This window comes from Dietzia sp. 179-F 9C3 NHS (genome assembly GCF_045369825.1).
Taxonomy (GTDB): Bacteria; Actinomycetota; Actinomycetes; order Mycobacteriales; family Mycobacteriaceae; genus Dietzia.
Map to the genome: position 1 here is coordinate 440074 of NZ_JBIQES010000001.1, position 16151 is coordinate 456224.

Genomic DNA, 16151 nt, shown 5'->3' on the forward strand with positions numbered 1-16151 from the left:
CGAGGCGCCGCACGCACACGCCCGGACGCGAGCCCGGCGGGTCCCCACGGACCCGCCGGGCTCGTCGGCGTCCGCCCGTCCGCGTCCTCAGGCGGTGTTCAGGCGGGTGCGCGAGACTGTGTCCCATGAAGATCCTCGTGGTGGACGACGACCAGGCAGTACGCGAATCGCTGCGCCGATCCCTCACCTTCAACGGCTACGCCGTGGAGTTGGCGGGCGACGGCGTCGAGGCCGTGGAGCTCATCGACGCCGACCGGCCGGACGCGGTGATCCTCGACGTGATGATGCCGCGGCGCGACGGCCTCGAGGTGTGCCGCATCCTCCGCAGCCGGGGCGACGACCTGCCGGTCCTCATGCTCACCGCCCGGGATGCCGTCTCGGAGCGGGTCGCGGGCCTGGACGCGGGGGCCGACGACTACCTACCCAAGCCGTTCGCGCTCGAGGAGTTGCTGGCGCGCCTGCGGGCGCTGCTGCGCCGCCGCGGCGCGGAGGCGGACGCCGCCGACGAGGTGCTCACGTTCGAGGACCTCACGATGGACCTGGCCACCCGCGAGGTGACCCGCGGGGACCGCCGCATCCAGCTCACCCGGACCGAGTTCTCCCTGCTCGAGCTGCTCATGCAGCATCCTCGCCGCGTCCTCACGCGCAGTCACATCCTCGAGGAGGTCTGGGGGTACGATTTCCCGACCTCGGGCAACGCCCTCGAGGTGTACATCGGGTACCTGCGTCGCAAGACGGAAGGGGAGGGTGAGGTCCGTTTGATCCACACCGTGCGGGGAGTGGGGTACGTGCTGCGCGAGTCGCCCTAGTGTCGGGGCGCCCGGCACGGAGGCCCAACTCGCCGATCAGCCTGCGCCAGCGGGTCACCCTGCTGGCGGCGAGTTCGGTGGGCGTCGCGGTGGCACTCATGGCCGTCGCGGCGTACTTCGTCGTGTCCGGATCGATGTACAGCGAGGTCAACAACCGCCTCGAGCGGCAGGCGGGCCAGCTGGTCAACAGCCAGCTCGCCTCGGAGTTCGCCCTCCAGTCCCGCAGCACGCTCATCGCCCTGCGGGCGTTCAACCCTGACCTCGACGCACAGATCGTCGCCCCGTCGGGGGTGCGGACCGCGACCGGTGAACCGTTCCAGATCGGCGCGCCGGAGATCGCGGTGGTGCGGGGGGAGACGGAGTCGAGCCTGCGGACCTCCGGCGGCAAGCAGATCTACGCGGTCGGGGTGCGGGACGGTTCGACGCTCATCCTCGCCCAGGACCTCCGGGGCACGCGGGCCGTGCTCAACCGGCTGGCGATCGTGCTCACCCTCGTCGGCACCGGCGGCATCGCGCTGGCCGCGGCGGCCGGCACGGCGGTGGGACGCACCGGCCTGGCGCCGGTGGGGCGCCTGACCCGCGCGGTGGAGCGGGTGGCACGGACCGACGATCTGCGCCCCATCCCCGTGTCGGGCGACGACGAGATCGCGCGTCTCACGACGAGCTTCAACCACATGCTCCACGCCCTGGGCGAGAGCCGGGACCGGCAGTCGCGCCTGGTGGCGGACGCCGGTCACGAGCTCAAGACCCCGCTGACGAGCCTGCGTACCAATGTCGAACTGCTCATCGCCGCCAGTCGACCGGGGGCGCCCACGATCCCGGACGGCGACCGTCGGGAGCTGGAAGAGGACGTGGTGGGGCAGATCTCCGAGCTGAGCCAGCTGGTGGGGGACCTGGTCGAGCTGGCGCGGGAGGACTCGGGGGCGGTGACGCTCGAGCCGGTCGGGGTGACCGAGGCGGTGGAGCGGGCGCTCGGACGGGTCCGTCGGCGCCGGCACGACGTGGATTTCGACGTGGACCTGGTGCCCTGGTTCGCGTTCGGCGACGCGGCCGGGCTCGAGCGCGCCGTGCTCAACATCTGCGACAACGCGGCCAAGTGGAGCCCCGCCGGCGGGACGGTGACCGTGCGGATGCAGCCGGTGTCCGACTCGGTCGTGGAGCTCACGGTGGCGGACCAGGGGCCGGGCATCCCGGAGGAGGACCGCGAACTGGTCTTCGAGCGCTTCTACCGCTCCAGCGAGGCGCGGGCGATGCCGGGCTCGGGCCTGGGGCTGGCGATCGTCCGCCAGGTGGTCACGCGGCACGGCGGGACGGTGGAGATCGTCTCCGCCGACGGCGGGGGCACCGAGTTCCGGGTGACGCTGCCCGGGAGCGGCCGTCCCACATCGTGAGCGGGGGCTGTCTCAGCGGGCGCACAGCCGGGTCGGGAAACATGGAGCGCATGGTCAACGAGAACAGTCGTGGTGTGGGTGATCCCCGTCCCGGCGACGGGTGGGCGTCAGGGTCGGGGGCCGGCCCGGGTGGCTACGGCCCCTATCGCGGGGAGGGACCCGCGCCGTCACCGTACGGCGGCGGGCCCGCCCACCAGCCCGGCCCCGCCCACCAGCCGCAGCCCGGCCACCCGGGCCAGTTCGGACACGTCCAGCCGCCGACGGCCGGCGGCCCCGGAGGCCCGGGCGATCCCGGCGCAGGCCCCGGACCCGGCGGGGAGCGCCGTCGGGGCGGGGGCCGCGGCGCGCTCGTCGCCGGACTCGTCGCCGCGATGCTCGTCTCGGGCGGACTCGGCGGGTGGATCGGCGCGTCGGTCGCGGGTGGCGGCACCAGCACCACCGGCTCGTCGCTGAGCGGGCCGGTCAACGCCGAGCAACCCGAGGGCACGGTGCCGGACGGCACGCTGGAGGCCGTGGCGGACAAGGTCCTGCCGAGCGTGGTCTCGCTGGACGTGGTCGGCCCCAACACCCGGGGCGAGGGCTCGGGGGTCATCCTCTCGGCCGACGGGCTCATCATCACCAACAACCACGTGGTGGGCATGGCGGAGCCGTCGGGCGGCATCACGGTGCGGCTCCACGACGGCACGCGGGCCCCGGCCCGGTTGGTGGGCGGCGACCCCGCCACGGACATCGCCGTGATCCAGGTCGAGACCGACCAGCCGCTCACCCCCATCACGCTGGGCACGTCGTCCACGCTCAACGAGGGCCAGGCGGTCGCCGCGGTGGGCTCGCCGCTCGGGCTGTCGGGCACCGTCACCACCGGCATCGTGTCGGCGCTCGACCGGCCGGTCCGGGCGGGTGGCGCGCAGTCGGACCAGAGCACCGTGATCGACGCGGTCCAGACCGACGCCGCGGTCAACCCCGGCAACTCGGGGGGCGCGCTGGTCAACATGAACGGCGAGCTGGTGGGCATCAACTCGGCCATCGCCTCGACCGGCGGCTCCGGCTCGATCGGACTGGGCTTCGCGATCCCCGTCGACCAGGCCGGCCGGATCGCCGACCAGCTCATCAAGCAGGGCTACGCCACGCGGGCGGTGCTCGGGGTCTCCGTCTCGGACAGCCCGCAGGGTTACGGCGCGCTGGTCCGCTCGGTGGAGCCCGGCGGCCCGGCTGAGCAGGCCGGGATCGAGGAGGGTGCGGTGATCACCAAGGTGGGGGACCGGGTGATCGACGACGGCGACGCGCTCGTCGCGGCGATCCGGTCCAGGGCGCCGGGGGACTCCGTCTCCGTCACCTATGCTGCACGTGAAGGCGCGGACACCACATCCACCGACGTCGCACTGGGAGAGGCGAGATGAGCACCAGATTCGACCCGAGGTCACTTCCCGGCGGCCGCCGCCTGCCCGCGACGGACTCGGGGTTCGACCCGGACGCGCAGGAGACCCCGGAGACCCCGCACGCCGGCCGGGCCATGGTCGTGGTGGTGGACGACCGTGTGGGCGGGCACCCCGACAGGATCGGGCCGCTCGTCACCGAGCTGCTGGAGGAGGAGGGCTTCCTCGTGGGCGGCGTCGTGGGCGTGGCCGCCGAGGAGGCGGAGGTCCGCAAGGCGCTCGAGACGGCCGTCGTGGGCGGCTTCGACCTCGTCGTGACCGTCGGCGGGACCGGCGTGGGCCCGCGCGACGTGACCCCCGAGGTCACCGAGGAGATCCTCGACCAGCGGCTGCCCGGCATCGCCGAGGCGCTGCGCTCGTCCGGCCTCACCGCCGGCGCGGTGGACTCGATCGTCTCCCGCGGCCACGTGGGGGTCTCGGGCAGCACGGTGGTGGCCAACCTGGCGCCGAGCCGCGCCGCGATCCGCGACGGCATGGCCACGCTGTGCCCGCTCGTGTCCTACGTGGTGGCGCAGCTCTCGGCCCTCGACGAGCTGTGACCGACCCCGCCGCGCCGGAACCGGACGCGCGCCGCCGCGCAGCCGACCTGGCGCGTCTGGACGCGGTGTTCGGCGAGACCCTGCCCGAGACCACCTCGGACGAGCGGGGGAGCGACGGCCGGATCGGCGACGACTGGTGGCGCGAGCAGCGCCCGCCCCACCACGACTGACCCGCCACCGACACAACGAGGGCCCCGCCGACCGGCGGGGCCCTCGTCGCGCCGGAACCGACGGGCGCGTCAGGAGTTGCTGGACGGGCTGTTCGGGTCGGCCGGGTGCGTGAGCGGGCGGCCGGCGAGCAGGTCGCGGATCTCCACGAGGAGATCGTTGTCCGAGGCGGGGGCCTCGATGCCCTTGCGCTTGGCGGCGGCCTCCTTCATCTTGTTCATCGGGCCGACCAGCACGAAGTAGATGATGGCCGCGATCATGAGGAAGTTGATGATCGCCGAGATGAGCAGGCCGAAGTCCATGACGGTGGCCGGGTTGTTCGGGAGGATCTGGACAGCGAAGCCGATCTCCTTGTCGCCGCCGAGCAGCGCGATGATCGGGTTGATGATCGCGGTGGTGAACGCGTCGACGATGGCGGTGAATGCCGCGCCGATGACGACGGCGACCGCGAGGTCGATCACGTTGCCTTGCATGATGAAGTCCTTGAAGCCCTTGAGCATTCGTTCCATCCTTCCGAGAGGGGGTATCGGAGCGCGTCCGACCACGACCGATGCCGTGAGCGCGAGACACACTACCAGGGTCTGTCAACGGATCCGTAGCCCGTGAGCGGCGCCCGTCACCCGTGGACGAGCACCGCGAGCGGCGCCCCGGCGGCGGTGGCGGCCAGGTGCGCGGCCTCGGCCTCCGGGACCTCGACCAACACGGAACGGTGCCCGCCGGGACGCGCGGGTGGGACCTCGCGCACCAGCGCGGCCCGGGCGACGGTGTGGGGGCCGGCGCTTCCCTCGTCCGGGGTGGCCGGGTCGTGGGCGGCGACGAGGTCGACGAGGTCCCCGGCGTGGAGTAGGTCGGCCACGGCCGGGTCGGCGAGTGGGACGGGCACGACCCGGCGCGGGCCCGGGGGACGTCCGTCACCGCCCTCGCCGGTCAGGCCGACGTCGGTGAGTACCTCGCCCCGCCGCACCGCCCGGGCCAGCCGCGCGCCGACGAGCGGCTCGGCGGCGGTGACGGCGCCGTCGGGGAGTGCGGACGCGGGCTGGGCGACCGTGGTGAGGTCGCCGGGGGTGAGGACGTGGCCCGCGGGAAGGTCCCGGGCGATCGCGGGCAGCTCCGTCGTCGTCGCACCTCCGCGCACACCCCCGCCGACGCCGCCGCCGACGAGCGGAGCAGCGACCACCAGGGCCGACGCCAGCGCGAGCCGGGCCGTCCGCCGCCCACGCCGGCCGCGCCGCGCCGCGGCGGCGCTGATGCGTGTGCCCATACCCGACCCCTCCCCGGCGTCGGCACCCTCGCCGTGCCGATCCGGGGGTGACGCTAGCCGGGGTGCGAGGCCGAACCGCCCCGATGCGGCCCCCGGGGCGCGAGCCTGTGGAGGCCTCCGGTCCCTGTGGAGAACGTCGGGAGGAGGGCGTGACCTGGCTTAGGAGGCGGAGGGGGAGGCGCCCGACGACGAGCCCGACGCCGCCGGGGCGGGGGACGACGAGCCCGAGCCCGACCCGCCCGAACCGGAGGAGGACGAGTCGCCCGAGGAGGACGAGTCGCCCGAGGAGGACGAGTCCGAGCCGCGGCTGTCCGTGCGGTAGAAACCCGAGCCCTTGAACACGACGCCGACGGTGTTGAAGAGCTTGCGCAGCGCGCCGCGGCACTGTGGGCACTCGGTGAGCGAGTCCTCGTCGAAGGACTGTTGGATGTCAAAGGCGACGTCGCAGTCGCGGCACCGGTAAGAGTAGGTGGGCATCGGGCCTCCGGGGGAAGAACGGACTCTGGCTGGCACTCTACTCTGGCGAGTGCCAGGTTCCGAAGTCGAGCAGGCCGTTCGGGGTGAGCACCCCGTGGACCGGCCGGTCGTGCGGCTCGGCGGGGACGTGCTCGAGCACGTCCTCGGGGTCGAGCACGGCGAGTAGGTGCGCGCCCGGGCCGGCGAGCGCCAGCGTGCGGTCGTAGTAGCCGCCGCCGCGGCCGAGCCGCCGGCCCGCGCGGTCGACGGCCACGGATGGCACCAGGACCAGGTCGGCGTCGGCGATCCGCTCCGGCCCCTCCGCGGGCGCCGACGGCACGGGGATCCCGAAGCGGCCGGGGCGCAGGTCACCGAGCCCGGCGAACGGCGCCCAGCCCAGGGGGCCCACGGCGGGGGAGACGGGCAGCAGCACGCGCGCCCCGAGGTCCGCGAGCGCCTGCGGCAGGTCCGGGCCGCCGGCCTCCCCGCCGTCGGGCACGTACGCGCACACCAGGGATCCGGGCCGGATCACCCCGCCGAGCAGGACGCGCACCGCGCGGTCGCGGGCCGCCCGCTCGACCGCGGGCACCGCCGATCGGCGGGCCAGCACCGCCCGGCGCACCTCGGGTTTGGTGGGTTCCATCACACCAGTGTGGCCCGGGCCGTGGCGCCACGGAGGACCGGCCCCGGAGACTATGGTGGGGGTATGACGTCCACCACGCCTGACTCCCAGTTCCGGACCGCCATCGTCCCGGCGGCCGGCCTCGGGACCCGGTTCCTGCCCGCCACCAAGACGGTGCCCAAGGAGCTCCTGCCGGTGGTGGACACGCCGGGGATCGAGCTCATCGCGGAGGAGGCCACGGAGGCCGGCGCCGCGCGGCTGGCGATCATCACCTCCGAGCGCAAGGTCGGCGTGATGGCGCACTTCTCCGAGGACACGGTCCTCGAGGGGACGCTGGAGGACCGCGGAAAGGACGTCCTGCTCCACAAGGTGCAGCGTGCGCCCGGCCTCATCGAGGTCGAGGACGTCCGCCAGGACGAGCCGCTGGGCCTGGGGCACGCGGTGGCGCAGGTCGAGTCGGTCCTCGGGGCGGAGGAGAAGGCCGTCGCCGTCCTCCTCCCGGACGACCTCGTCCTGCCCTTCGGGATCCTCGGCCGCATGTCCGCCGTCCGCGCCGAGCGGGGCGGCAGCGTCCTGTGCGCCTTCGAGGTGGACCCGGAGGACGTGTCGTCCTACGGCGTGTTCGAGGTGGAGGACACCGACGACCCGGACGTCAAGAAGGTCGTGGGCATGGTGGAGAAGCCGGCCCCCGGGGACGCGCCGTCCCACCTCGCCGCCGCCGGCCGCTACGTCCTCGACCGCGCGATCTTCGACGCGCTGCGCCGCATCGAGCCCGGCGCGGGCGGCGAGCTGCAGCTCACCGACGCCATCGACCTGCTCATCGACGAGGGGCACCCCGTCCACGTGGTGGTGCACCGCGGCACGCGGCACGACCTCGGCAACCCGGGCGGCTACATCAAGGCGTGCGTGGACTTCGCGCTGGACAACCCGGCGTACGCCGACGAGCTGCGCGGGTGGCTGTCCGACCGACTCGGGTCCTGACACCCGGCCGCGCCGCCGCGGTCCGCGCCCGTCCGGCCGCTACCCTCGTCACCTAGGGTCCGCCGGTCGGACCGATCGGCTCGGGCGGCGTACGTGGAAGTCGCGGGAAGGGGGCGCCGGATGCGCACCGTCGAGGAACAACTCGCCCTGGTGACCGCGGCCGCGGTCGCGCCGCGGCCCGTGCGGGTGGCCATCTCCGAGGCCCAGGGCCTGCTCTGCGCCGAGGAGGTCGTGGCCGAGCGCCCGCTGCCGTCCTTCGACCAGGCCGCGATCGACGGCTACGCGGTGCGGGCCGTCGACGTCCGGGTGGGCGGAGAGGGTGACGACGACGAGGGGGCCGCGACCCCGACCGCGCTCCCGGTGGTCGGTCAGATCACCGCCGGCTCCCGACAGGCCACCCGCCTCCAGCCCGGCCAGTGCGTCCGCGTCGACACCGGCGCGCCCCTGCCCACGCTCGCCGACGCCGTGCTCCCGGTGGGCTGGGCGACCGTGGGCGGCCAGCGCATCACCCCGACCCGCGGGGTCCGCACCGGCGACTACGTGCGGCGGGTCGGCGACGACGTCCAGCCCGGCGACGTGGCCGTGCGCGCCGGCAGCATCATCGGCCCCGCGCAGGTGGGGCTGCTCGCCTCGGTGGGGCGGGCCAAGGTGCTCGTGCACCCCAAGCCGCGGATGTCGATCATCTCGGTGGGCGACGAGCTCGTGGACCTGGACGGCCACCCCGACACCGGCCAGGTCTACGACGTCAACTCGTACGCCCTCACCGCCGCCGGCCGCGACGCGGGCGCCGACGTGCACCGCGTGGGCATCGCCAGCACCGAGCCGTCGCGCCTGCGCGAGGTGCTCGAGGGCCAGCTCGTCCGCAGCGAGATCGTGGTGGTCTCCGGCGCCGCCGGCGGCGAGGCCACCACCCGCATCCGCGAGGTCATGGAGGAGCTCGGTCAGATCGAGGTGGGCCGCGTGGCCATGCACCCCGGCTCCGTCCAGGGTTTCGGCCGCCTCGGCCGCGACGAGGTGCCCACCTTCCTGCTGCCGTCCAACCCGGTGAGTGCGCTCGTGGTGTTCGAGATCATGGTGCGGCCGCTCATCCGGATCGCCCTGGGCAAGCGCCAGCCCATGCGCCGCACCGTCCGCGCCCGGACGGTCGCGCCGATCTCCTCGGTCGACGGCCGCCGCGGCTACCTGCGTGGACAGCTCATGCGGGACTCGGACACCGGCGAGTACCTGGTCCGCGCCCTCGGAGGCGCGCAGGGCTCGTCCACGCATCTGCTCGCCTCGCTCGCGGAGGCGAACTGCCTCGTCGTCGTCGACCCGGACGTCACCTCCATCCGGGCCGGCGACGAGGTCGAGGTGATGTTCCTCGCCCAGCGCGGCTGACGGCGATGTGGGACCTCCTCGACCCCGACCCCGGCGGGCGGCCGGGCTGGCCGCTCCACGCCGGCCCGCTGCGGGTCCGCGCCGGGGTCGTCACTCTCCGCCCGGTGCGGCGCCGGGACGGCCGCGCGTGGTCCGCGATGCGCATGGCGGACCGGTCCCACCTCGAGCCCTGGGAGCCGACGACGGAGGGCAGCTGGCGGCGCACCAACTCCCGCGCCGCCTGGGCGGCGGTCCACGGCTCGCACCGCCGGGCGATCCGCGCCGGGGTGTCGCTGCCCGCGGTGATCGAGCTCGACGGCGAGTACTGCGGCCAGCTCACCCTCGGCGGGATCTCGCGCGGGGCGCTGTGCTCGGGGTGGATCGGCTACTGGGTGGGCAGCCGCTTCACCGGCGGTGGCGTGGCCACCGCCGCCGTCGCGCTCGGCCTGGACCACGCCCTGGGGCCGGTCCGGCTTCACCGCGTGGACGCCACGGTGCGGCCCGAGAACGCGGCGAGCCGGGTGGTGCTCGACCGCTGCGGGTTCCGCGAGGAGGGGCTCCTGCGCCGCTACCTCCACGTGGACGGCGCGTGGCGCGACCACCTGCTCGTGGCGCGCACCCGCGAGGAACACGGCCGGGGGGCCGTGGCCGCCCTCGTGGCCTCGGGGTTCGCCGAGCGCGTCTGAAGAGTTCCTGAGCCTTTCGGCCTGCGGCGCGCCGCCACAGGGTGGGGGAGGGCCGCCGTTACGGTTGGGGCCTGACCGGGACGGTTCCGAGGCGCCCGGAGATGCTCGAGGAGGCCTGATCGATGTCGAGCTCGCTGCTGATCATCCTGCTGGTGGTGGTCTGGCTGTTCGTCCTCGCGCCCATGCTCATCCGGTCGCGCAACCCCATCCGGCGGACGGGCGACGCGCTCGCCGAGACCCGGACCCTGTACGCGGGCGGGTCGAGTCGCCTGGTGCCGTCCCGCGGCCGGGCTGCGCCCGACCCGGTCCAGGCCGAGACCGACGAGGCGCTCTTCGGGCTGCCCTCCGGTGACGGCGCCACCGACGCCGAGCTGCTCGACGTGGAGACCTGGGCCGACCAGCTCGAGCGGACGCTGCGCCGCGAGGCGGCGGGCCGGCGCGGCGAGGCCGCCCGCCGGGCCATGGAGGAGCGCCGGGCCGTCCCCGCGCGCGAGGCCGACGAGGAGATCACCACCGAGATCCCGACCGTGGGAGACGGGGCCGGCGTGGCCGGCGCCGTCATCGACCACGACGACCGCGTCGAGGAGGTGCGCGCGCCCTACGTCGTCGACGGCGAGCTCGTCGAGCGCCCCGCCGTGGAGCGCGAGGCCGAGCCGGTCGACCACTCGGAGGACGCCGCGGGCATCGACGAGGAGGCCGCGCTCCTGCACCGCGGGCGTCGCCGGCACCACGAGCCCGAGGTGGAGCTCACCGATGCCGACATCGACTTCGCCGAGCGCCGCCGGGGCCGCGGCGCCTACGACCCGATGGCCGACCGTGAGGCCGCCGAACAGCGGGCCCACGCCCGCCAGCGGACCGCGCTCATCCTGGCGGCCGTGGCCGCCGTCTCCGTGGTGGCAGCCCTCCTGGGCCTGCCCGGCGGCTGGTGGGTCGCCGGCGGCGCCGCCGTCCTGCTCGCCGCCTACCTCGCCTACCTGCGGCGCCAGGTGCGGCTCGAGGAGAGCTTGCGCCGCCGCCGTGTCGAACGCATGCGCCGCGCCCGCCTGGGCGTGGAGTCGCGCGAGGACGCCGAGCTGTCGGTCGTCCCGCCCCGCCTGCGCCGCCCCGGCGCCGTGGTGCTCGAGGTGGACGACGAGGACCCCGCCTTCGACGTGCTCGAACTTCACCACGACGAGCTGGACACCGACCCCGGCCGTCACGACCGCCGGGCGCCGCGGCGCCCGGAGCACCGCGAGCCGCTGCGGCGCGCGGTCGGCTGACGGCCCGGTTTGGTGGCGCGCCGCACCGTCCTGGTAAGGTGTTCCACGCTGCCCGCGAGGGTGGCTTCGCTTCCCTCAGGGGTGGCGAGGGGCTATAGCGCAGTTGGTAGCGCGTCTCGTTCGCATCGAGAAGGTCAGGGGTTCGATTCCCCTTAGCTCCACAGAGAAAATGCAGCGCAGGGGCCGTTTCCGGGACGCCGGGAACGGCCCCTTCCCTGTGCCCGTCCCCGTGGACGCGTCACCCCCTGTGCTCCGAGAATTCATCGTGGGTTCCCCATGGCGTACACCGTCGTGAGAAGATTCGTTGATCTCCTGTCCAGGAGTGCACACCGCCCCCACGATTTCCCGGGAGAAGTCCATGTCCTCACGCCTCGTCGCCGCCTGTGGTCTCGCTGCCGCCGCCCTCCTCGCCGGGGCGGGCACGGCCAACGCTCAGCTCGGTTCCGTGACCGGTTCGCTGCCGGGGTTCGCCACGGGCCCGGTCGGCTCCACCGCCAACGCGGTGTGCAACGTGGGCAGCGTGGCCAACCTCGCGGGCGTCGGCCTGCCGATCGACATGGCCTGCAAGGTCCTCCCGGCCGCGGGTGAGTCGCTGGACATGTTCTTCCTCGGCGACGTCAACGGCTCGATCTCGAAGCTCCTCGGCGGAGTGCCGTACGTGGGCAGCGCGCTGCAGCAGGTCGTCCCCACCGAGTCGGCCGCCGAGCCGATCGAGGGCGCGCTCGCCGGCGCCGGCATCGACCCGACCGAGTACGCGCCGTCCGACTCACTCGGCGTCCAGGCGGGTGAGGCGATGGCCGCCGCCGGCATCGACACCAGCTCGCTCACCACCGAGGGCATGCTCGACCTGCTCCCCGAGGGCGTGGTCCCGGAGGGCGTCCTGCCCGCCGGCAACTGATCCGCACACGCACAGGGCGTCCCCGGGCCGGCACCCGGGGGCGCCTTTTTGCACTGAGTGCGCATGAGTGGGGCCGAGCTCGCGAAACCGGCGCTGTAACGCGTTACAGTTCTGTCATGCTCCCTGCGCCCGGAACCCCCGTCCCCGACGTCTTCAGCCCCGGCAAGCTTGGCACCGTCACGCTGCGGAACCGCATCGTCAAGGCCGCCACCTTCGAGGGCCGGTGCCCGGGCGGCCGGATCACCGACGAACTCATCGAGTTCCACGCGGAGTACGCCCGGGGCGGCGTCGGCATGACCACCGTCGCGTACCTCGCCACCTCTCCCGAGGGGCGCACGGACCGCCACCAGTACCACTGGGGCATGGACGACGGCGGCATGCTGCGCAAGCTCACCGACGCGGTTCACGCCGAGGGCGCGGCCGTCGCCGCCCAGGTGGGCCATGCCGGCGCGGTGGCCAACGCGGCCTCCAACAAGATGTCTGCCATGGGGCCGTCTCGGATCCCCGCCCCCACGGGCATGGCCATCACCAAGGCGTGCACCGAGGCCGACATCGACCGGATCATCGCCGACCACGTCCGGGCCGCCCGCGGTGCGTACGAGGCCGGGTTCGACGCCATCGAGGTGCATTTCGGCCACAACTACCTGGTCAGCGAGTTCCTCAGCCCCAAGCTCAACCGGCGTAAGGACGCCTACGGCGGCTCGCTGGAGAACCGTGCCCGCTTCGCCCGCCGCATCGGCCGCGCGATCCGCGACGAGATGGGCGACAGGATCGCGGTGACCATCAAACTCAACATGGACGACGGCGTGCCCGGCGGCTTCTGGGTGGACGAGGCCGTGCAGGTGGCCAGGTGGCTCGAGCAGGACGGCTCGGCCGACGCGCTCGTCATGACCGTCGGCAGCTCGCTGCTCAACCCCATCTACCTGTTCAAGGGCGACGCGCCGCTCGCCGAGTTCGCGGCCACGCAGCCGGCCCCCATCAAGCTGGGCATGAAGATCGTCGGGCCGAAGATGTTCAAGGAGTACCCGTACTCCGACGCGTACATGTTCGACGACGCCCGGCAGATCCGCGAGGCCGTGGACCTGCCCATGATGCTGCTCGGCGGCATCGTGGACCGGCCGTCGATCGACAAGGCCATGGGCTCCGGCTTCGACTTCGTGGCCATGGGCCGCGCGCTGCTCCGCGAGCCGGACCTGCCGCTCAAGCTGCAGGCCGACGACCGCCGTCGCTCGCTGTGCACCCACTGCAACCGCTGCATGGCGACCATCTACAGCGGCAGCCGCTGCGTCCTGCGCGACTACGTGCCCCCGGTCCCGGCGCGCGTCTGATTGCCGGCCTTCCGACACGGCAGCCGGTCGGGGCGTGGCGCGCGGAACCGTTATCGTGGGCGGCGACGGCTGCGCGCCGGGCGCGGCGGAGAGCGAGGCGCCATGAGCAGGGCACGGATCAAGGACTTCCGGGGGCGCACCTGCGTCGTGACCGGGGCCGCCAGCGGCATCGGGCGATCGGTGGCGATACAGCTCGCCGGTGAGGGCGCGCGCCTGGTGCTCACCGACCGGGACGCCCCGGGCCTGGAGTCCGCCACGGCGGCGTGCCGGGCGGTCGGAGCGGACGTCCTCGCCTCGGACGCCCTGGACATCACCGACCACGAGGCCGTCACCGCCTGGGGCGAGCGCGTGGTGCAGGCGCACGGCGCCCCCGAGGCGATCCTCCACGTGGCCGGGAACTCGGCGTGGGGCCGCCCAGACCTGATCGAACACCGGGTCTGGCGGTCGATGGTCGAGGTCAACCTCATGGGCACGATCCACGTGATCGAGGCGTTCGTCCCGGCGATGATGGCGGCGCGACGCCCCGCGGCGCTCGCCATGGTCTCCTCGGCGGCCGGGCTGCTCGGTCTGCCGTGGCACGCCGCGTACAGCGCTGCCAAGTTCGGTATCCGCGGCATCGCCGAGGTGCTGCGCTTCGACCTGGAGGAATACGACATCAGCGTGCACCTGGTGTGCCCCGGCGCCGTCAATACCCCGCTCGTGCAGACCGTCGAGATCGCCGGCGTGGACCGCTCCGACCCCGAGGTGGCCCGGACCGCCGCCGAGTTCCAGAAGCACTCGGTGACCCCCGACCAGGCGGCGACGAGCATCCTCGAGGGCGTGCGGCGCGGCCGCTACATGGTCTACACCTCGCCCGACATCCGGCTGGCCTACGCCGCGCAGCGCGTGGCGCCGCCGCTGTACGGGTTGGCCATGCGGTTCCTGCAGCGCAAGATCAACCGGGCCGCCAAGGGCATGCTGCCGTGAGGGCGGTGGAGACGCTGCAGGACGCGGCGATCCTCCTGGCCCGGGTCGGCATCGGCGTCGTCTTTGTGGCCCACGGCTGGCAGAAGTTCTTCACGCTCGGCCTGGACCGCGTCGGACAGCAGTTCGCCGGGTTCGGGGTGCCGCAGCCGCACGTCACCGCGGCGGTGGTGGCGGGCGTCGAACTCGTCGCCGGCATCGCGCTCATCGCGGGTATCCTCACCCCGCTCGCCGGGGTCCTGCTGGGCGTGGACATGGCCGGCGCCTTCTACTTTGTCCACGCCACCCACGGGCCGTTCGTCACCCAGAACGGGTGGGAACTCGTCGTGGCGCTCGGGGTGGGGGCGCTGCTCGTCGCGGGTGTCGGCGCCGGGCGGTTCAGCATCGACCGCGTGCTCGGCGGCTAGTCGCGCCCGCCTGTCGGCCCGGCCTACTTCCAGGACGGCAGCCAGAGCTGGTGGTACCACTGCGCCTGGGTGATGGGCATACCGGTGACCACGGGCAGCATGTACACGAAGTTGGCCAGGACGACCGCCACGTAGACGCTCACCAGCGCCAGCCCCACCTGTCTGCGCGCGGGAGGGTCGGTGGCGCGGCCGGCGATCTCGCCGAGGGTCAGCACGAGCAGCATGACGAAGAACGGCACCATCACAGCGGCGTAGAAGAAGTACATCTGCCGGTCGTGCTGGAAGAACCACGGCAGGAACCCGGCGGAATAGCCCACCAGGGCGAACGCGTAGCGGCCGTCGCGGCACAGGACGGCCCGCCACAGCGCCCAGCCGAGCACGGGCAGGGCCGTCCACCAGATCGCGGGCGTGCCCAGGAGCATGATCGCGCGGACGCACGTCTCCTGCCCGCAGCCGGTGACCTCCTCGCCCTGTTCGATGAAGTACAGCATCGGGCGCAGGCCCATCGGCCAGGTCCACGGCTTGGACTCCCACGGGTGGTGGTTGCCGGCCGTGTTGGTGAGCGAGGAGTGGAACCCCATGACCGACGACTGGTAGTACAGCCAGGACTGGAGGGCGTCCGGGAGCCAGTTGTCCGCGACCTTGTCGCCCACGACGTGCCGGTAGGTGGCGTTCTCGGTGGCGAACCACGGCAGCCACGCCAGCAGGTGCAGGACGGCGGGCCACAGGACCAGGGACGCGAACGCCGGGAGTGCGTCGCGGGCGAGCGCCCCGGCCAGCGGGCGGCGCACGCCGTAGCGGGCGCGCAGGGCCCAGTCCATGGCCACGGTCATCACGCCGAAGAAGGCGATGAAGTACACGCCGGACCACTTGACCCCCAGCGCGAGCCCCAGCATGATGCCGGCGGTGAACCGCCACCATCGGAAGCCCAGGCGTGGCCCGAGTTCGGTGGCGTGGACGCGGCCGGCCACCGCGGCGGCGTGCATGCGGGCCCGCATGCGGTCGCGGTCCACGAGCAGGGCGCCGGCGGCGGCGGTCACGAAGAGCACCTGGTAGACGTCCAGCATCCCGATACGGGAGGTCACAAAGGTCACGCCGTCGGCGCACAGCAGAAGCCCGGCGAGTACCCCGAGCGGCGTGGACCGGGTGAGTCGCCGGGTGATGCGCATGACGGCCACCACGAGCAGCACCCCGCACGCCGCCGCGGTGAGCCGCCAGCCCAGCGGCGTGTACCCGAAGAGCATCCCGCCGATCGATTGGATCTGCTTGGCGACCGGCGGGTGCACCACGAGCCCGTATGCGGGGTTCTCCTCGATCCCGAGGCGTGCGATCTGGAACGACTGCGGCGCGTAGTGCTTCTCGTCGAAGATCGGGGTGCCCTTGTCGGTGGCCGACGTCAGGCCCCAGAACCGGGTGACGACGGCGAGGACGGCCACCACGGCGGTGGCGATCCAGTCCCGGGCCGAGTCGACCGGGCCGGTGTCCGGGTCGGGTAGCAGCGGGCCCGGCGAGCGGACGGCGGTACGGCCTGCCGCCCCGTCCGTGCGCGGCCCGCGGGCGCCGAGGGTCGAGGTCACGCGGACGAGCCTAGCGG

General features: G+C 73.7%; 18 protein-coding genes and 1 tRNA gene. 14 read left to right on the forward strand and 5 right to left on the reverse strand.

The window, feature by feature from the left end; genetic code table 11:
- Positions 1-125: 125 nt before the first annotated feature.
- The 5 genes from ACH0BZ_RS02165 (at position 126) to ACH0BZ_RS02185 (ending at position 4342) form a co-directional block, all read left to right on the forward strand.
- On the forward strand, positions 126-809 hold the full coding sequence (locus ACH0BZ_RS02165) for a response regulator transcription factor (RefSeq protein WP_406896274.1): 684 nt from the start codon (positions 126-128) through the stop codon (positions 807-809).
- Positions 809-2200 carry an ATP-binding protein gene (locus tag ACH0BZ_RS02170; RefSeq protein ID WP_406896275.1) on the forward strand — a complete coding sequence of 464 codons (1392 nt, stop codon included), beginning with the start codon at positions 809-811 and terminating at the stop codon, positions 2198-2200. The genes ACH0BZ_RS02165 and ACH0BZ_RS02170 overlap by 1 nt, the downstream gene beginning before the upstream one ends.
- A 74-nt stretch (positions 2201-2274) precedes the next feature.
- Positions 2275-3597 carry a S1C family serine protease gene (locus ACH0BZ_RS02175; RefSeq protein ID WP_406896276.1) on the forward strand — a complete coding sequence of 441 codons (1323 nt, stop codon included), beginning with the start codon at positions 2275-2277 and terminating at the stop codon, positions 3595-3597.
- A gap of 113 nt (positions 3598-3710) precedes the next feature.
- Positions 3711-4172: a molybdenum cofactor biosynthesis protein B gene (locus ACH0BZ_RS02180; RefSeq protein WP_406896340.1), complete on the forward strand. Its 462-nt coding sequence runs from the start codon at positions 3711-3713 to the stop codon at positions 4170-4172.
- Positions 4169-4342 (forward strand): hypothetical protein, encoded by a 174-nt coding sequence (locus ACH0BZ_RS02185; protein WP_406896277.1) that lies wholly within the window; start codon positions 4169-4171, stop codon positions 4340-4342. The genes ACH0BZ_RS02180 and ACH0BZ_RS02185 overlap by 4 nt, the downstream gene beginning before the upstream one ends.
- 69 nt (positions 4343-4411) lie before the next feature.
- Here ACH0BZ_RS02185 and mscL read toward each other — a convergent pair whose 3' ends face one another.
- The 4 genes from mscL to ACH0BZ_RS02205 all read right to left on the reverse strand — a co-directional run bounded on the left by mscL (position 4412) and on the right by ACH0BZ_RS02205 (position 6700).
- A complete protein-coding gene (gene mscL / locus ACH0BZ_RS02190; protein WP_406896278.1) occupies positions 4412-4840 on the reverse strand; it encodes a large conductance mechanosensitive channel protein MscL in 429 nt (142 codons plus the stop codon).
- 116 nt (positions 4841-4956) lie between these two features.
- Positions 4957-5601 carry an SAF domain-containing protein gene (locus tag ACH0BZ_RS02195; protein ID WP_406896279.1) on the reverse strand — a complete coding sequence of 215 codons (645 nt, stop codon included), beginning with the start codon at positions 5599-5601 and terminating at the stop codon, positions 4957-4959.
- A gap of 159 nt (positions 5602-5760) precedes the next feature.
- Positions 5761-6078, reverse strand: coding sequence for an FmdB family zinc ribbon protein (locus ACH0BZ_RS02200; RefSeq protein ID WP_406896281.1), 318 nt, complete (start codon positions 6076-6078; stop codon positions 5761-5763).
- Positions 6079-6115: 37 nt separating this feature from the next.
- Positions 6116-6700 carry a 5-formyltetrahydrofolate cyclo-ligase gene (locus ACH0BZ_RS02205; RefSeq protein ID WP_406896282.1) on the reverse strand — a complete coding sequence of 195 codons (585 nt, stop codon included), beginning with the start codon at positions 6698-6700 and terminating at the stop codon, positions 6116-6118.
- 63 nt (positions 6701-6763) lie between these two features.
- Between ACH0BZ_RS02205 and ACH0BZ_RS02210 the strand changes: the two genes are divergently transcribed.
- From ACH0BZ_RS02210 to ACH0BZ_RS02250, 9 genes are all read left to right on the forward strand, one after another.
- Entirely contained in the window at positions 6764-7660 is an 897-nt protein-coding gene (locus ACH0BZ_RS02210) for a UTP--glucose-1-phosphate uridylyltransferase (protein ID WP_406896283.1), read from the forward strand.
- Positions 7661-7780: 120 nt separating this feature from the next.
- On the forward strand, positions 7781-9037 hold the full coding sequence (gene glp, locus ACH0BZ_RS02215) for a gephyrin-like molybdotransferase Glp (RefSeq protein WP_406896284.1): 1257 nt from the start codon (positions 7781-7783) through the stop codon (positions 9035-9037).
- A 5-nt stretch (positions 9038-9042) separates the two neighbouring features.
- Positions 9043-9702 (forward strand): GNAT family N-acetyltransferase, encoded by a 660-nt coding sequence (locus ACH0BZ_RS02220; protein WP_406896285.1) that lies wholly within the window; start codon positions 9043-9045, stop codon positions 9700-9702.
- A gap of 122 nt (positions 9703-9824) precedes the next feature.
- The gene (glpR, locus tag ACH0BZ_RS02225) at positions 9825-10961 is read left to right on the forward strand and encodes a gephyrin-like molybdotransferase receptor GlpR (protein WP_406896286.1); all 1137 of its coding nucleotides are present in this window, start codon (positions 9825-9827) and stop codon (positions 10959-10961) included.
- A gap of 88 nt (positions 10962-11049) precedes the next feature.
- Positions 11050-11122, forward strand: a tRNA-Ala gene (locus ACH0BZ_RS02230).
- Positions 11123-11319: 197 nt separating this feature from the next.
- Complete coding sequence (locus ACH0BZ_RS02235) at positions 11320-11859, forward strand: hypothetical protein (protein WP_406896287.1); 540 nt, start codon at positions 11320-11322, stop codon at positions 11857-11859.
- Positions 11860-11975: 116 nt separating this feature from the next.
- Positions 11976-13187, forward strand: coding sequence for an NADH:flavin oxidoreductase (locus tag ACH0BZ_RS02240; protein WP_406896288.1), 1212 nt, complete (start codon positions 11976-11978; stop codon positions 13185-13187).
- A gap of 102 nt (positions 13188-13289) precedes the next feature.
- The gene (locus tag ACH0BZ_RS02245; protein WP_406896289.1) at positions 13290-14153 is read left to right on the forward strand and encodes an SDR family oxidoreductase; all 864 of its coding nucleotides are present in this window, start codon (positions 13290-13292) and stop codon (positions 14151-14153) included.
- A gap of 5 nt (positions 14154-14158) precedes the next feature.
- Entirely contained in the window at positions 14159-14557 is a 399-nt protein-coding gene (locus ACH0BZ_RS02250; RefSeq protein ID WP_406896290.1) for a DoxX family protein, read from the forward strand.
- A 23-nt stretch (positions 14558-14580) separates the two neighbouring features.
- On the opposite strand, the gene ACH0BZ_RS02255 is transcribed toward ACH0BZ_RS02250, so the two are convergent.
- Positions 14581-16134 carry a dolichyl-phosphate-mannose--protein mannosyltransferase gene (locus tag ACH0BZ_RS02255; RefSeq protein ID WP_406896291.1) on the reverse strand — a complete coding sequence of 518 codons (1554 nt, stop codon included), beginning with the start codon at positions 16132-16134 and terminating at the stop codon, positions 14581-14583.
- Between the last annotated feature and the right edge of the window lie 17 nt (positions 16135-16151).

Bases quoted from the DNA above. Each gene is read 5' to 3' on its own strand.
- ACH0BZ_RS02165 (WP_406896274.1), top strand. From the start codon at position 126: ATGAAGATCCTCGTGGTGGACGACGACCAGGCAGTACGCGAATCGCTG.
- ACH0BZ_RS02180 (WP_406896340.1), top strand. From the start codon at position 3,711: ATGGTCGTGGTGGTGGACGACCGTGTGGGCGGGCACCCCGACAGGATC.
- mscL (WP_406896278.1), bottom strand. From the start codon at position 4,840: ATGCTCAAGGGCTTCAAGGACTTCATCATGCAAGGCAACGTGATCGAC.
- ACH0BZ_RS02195 (WP_406896279.1), bottom strand. From the start codon at position 5,601: ATGGGCACACGCATCAGCGCCGCCGCGGCGCGGCGCGGCCGGCGTGGG.
- ACH0BZ_RS02200 (WP_406896281.1), bottom strand. From the start codon at position 6,078: ATGCCCACCTACTCTTACCGGTGCCGCGACTGCGACGTCGCCTTTGAC.
- ACH0BZ_RS02205 (WP_406896282.1), bottom strand. From the start codon at position 6,700: ATGGAACCCACCAAACCCGAGGTGCGCCGGGCGGTGCTGGCCCGCCGA.
- ACH0BZ_RS02210 (WP_406896283.1), top strand. From the start codon at position 6,764: ATGACGTCCACCACGCCTGACTCCCAGTTCCGGACCGCCATCGTCCCG.
- glp (WP_406896284.1), top strand. From the start codon at position 7,781: ATGCGCACCGTCGAGGAACAACTCGCCCTGGTGACCGCGGCCGCGGTC.
- ACH0BZ_RS02220 (WP_406896285.1), top strand. From the start codon at position 9,043: ATGTGGGACCTCCTCGACCCCGACCCCGGCGGGCGGCCGGGCTGGCCG.
- glpR (WP_406896286.1), top strand. From the start codon at position 9,825: ATGTCGAGCTCGCTGCTGATCATCCTGCTGGTGGTGGTCTGGCTGTTC.
- ACH0BZ_RS02235 (WP_406896287.1), top strand. From the start codon at position 11,320: ATGTCCTCACGCCTCGTCGCCGCCTGTGGTCTCGCTGCCGCCGCCCTC.
- ACH0BZ_RS02240 (WP_406896288.1), top strand. From the start codon at position 11,976: ATGCTCCCTGCGCCCGGAACCCCCGTCCCCGACGTCTTCAGCCCCGGC.
- ACH0BZ_RS02245 (WP_406896289.1), top strand. From the start codon at position 13,290: ATGAGCAGGGCACGGATCAAGGACTTCCGGGGGCGCACCTGCGTCGTG.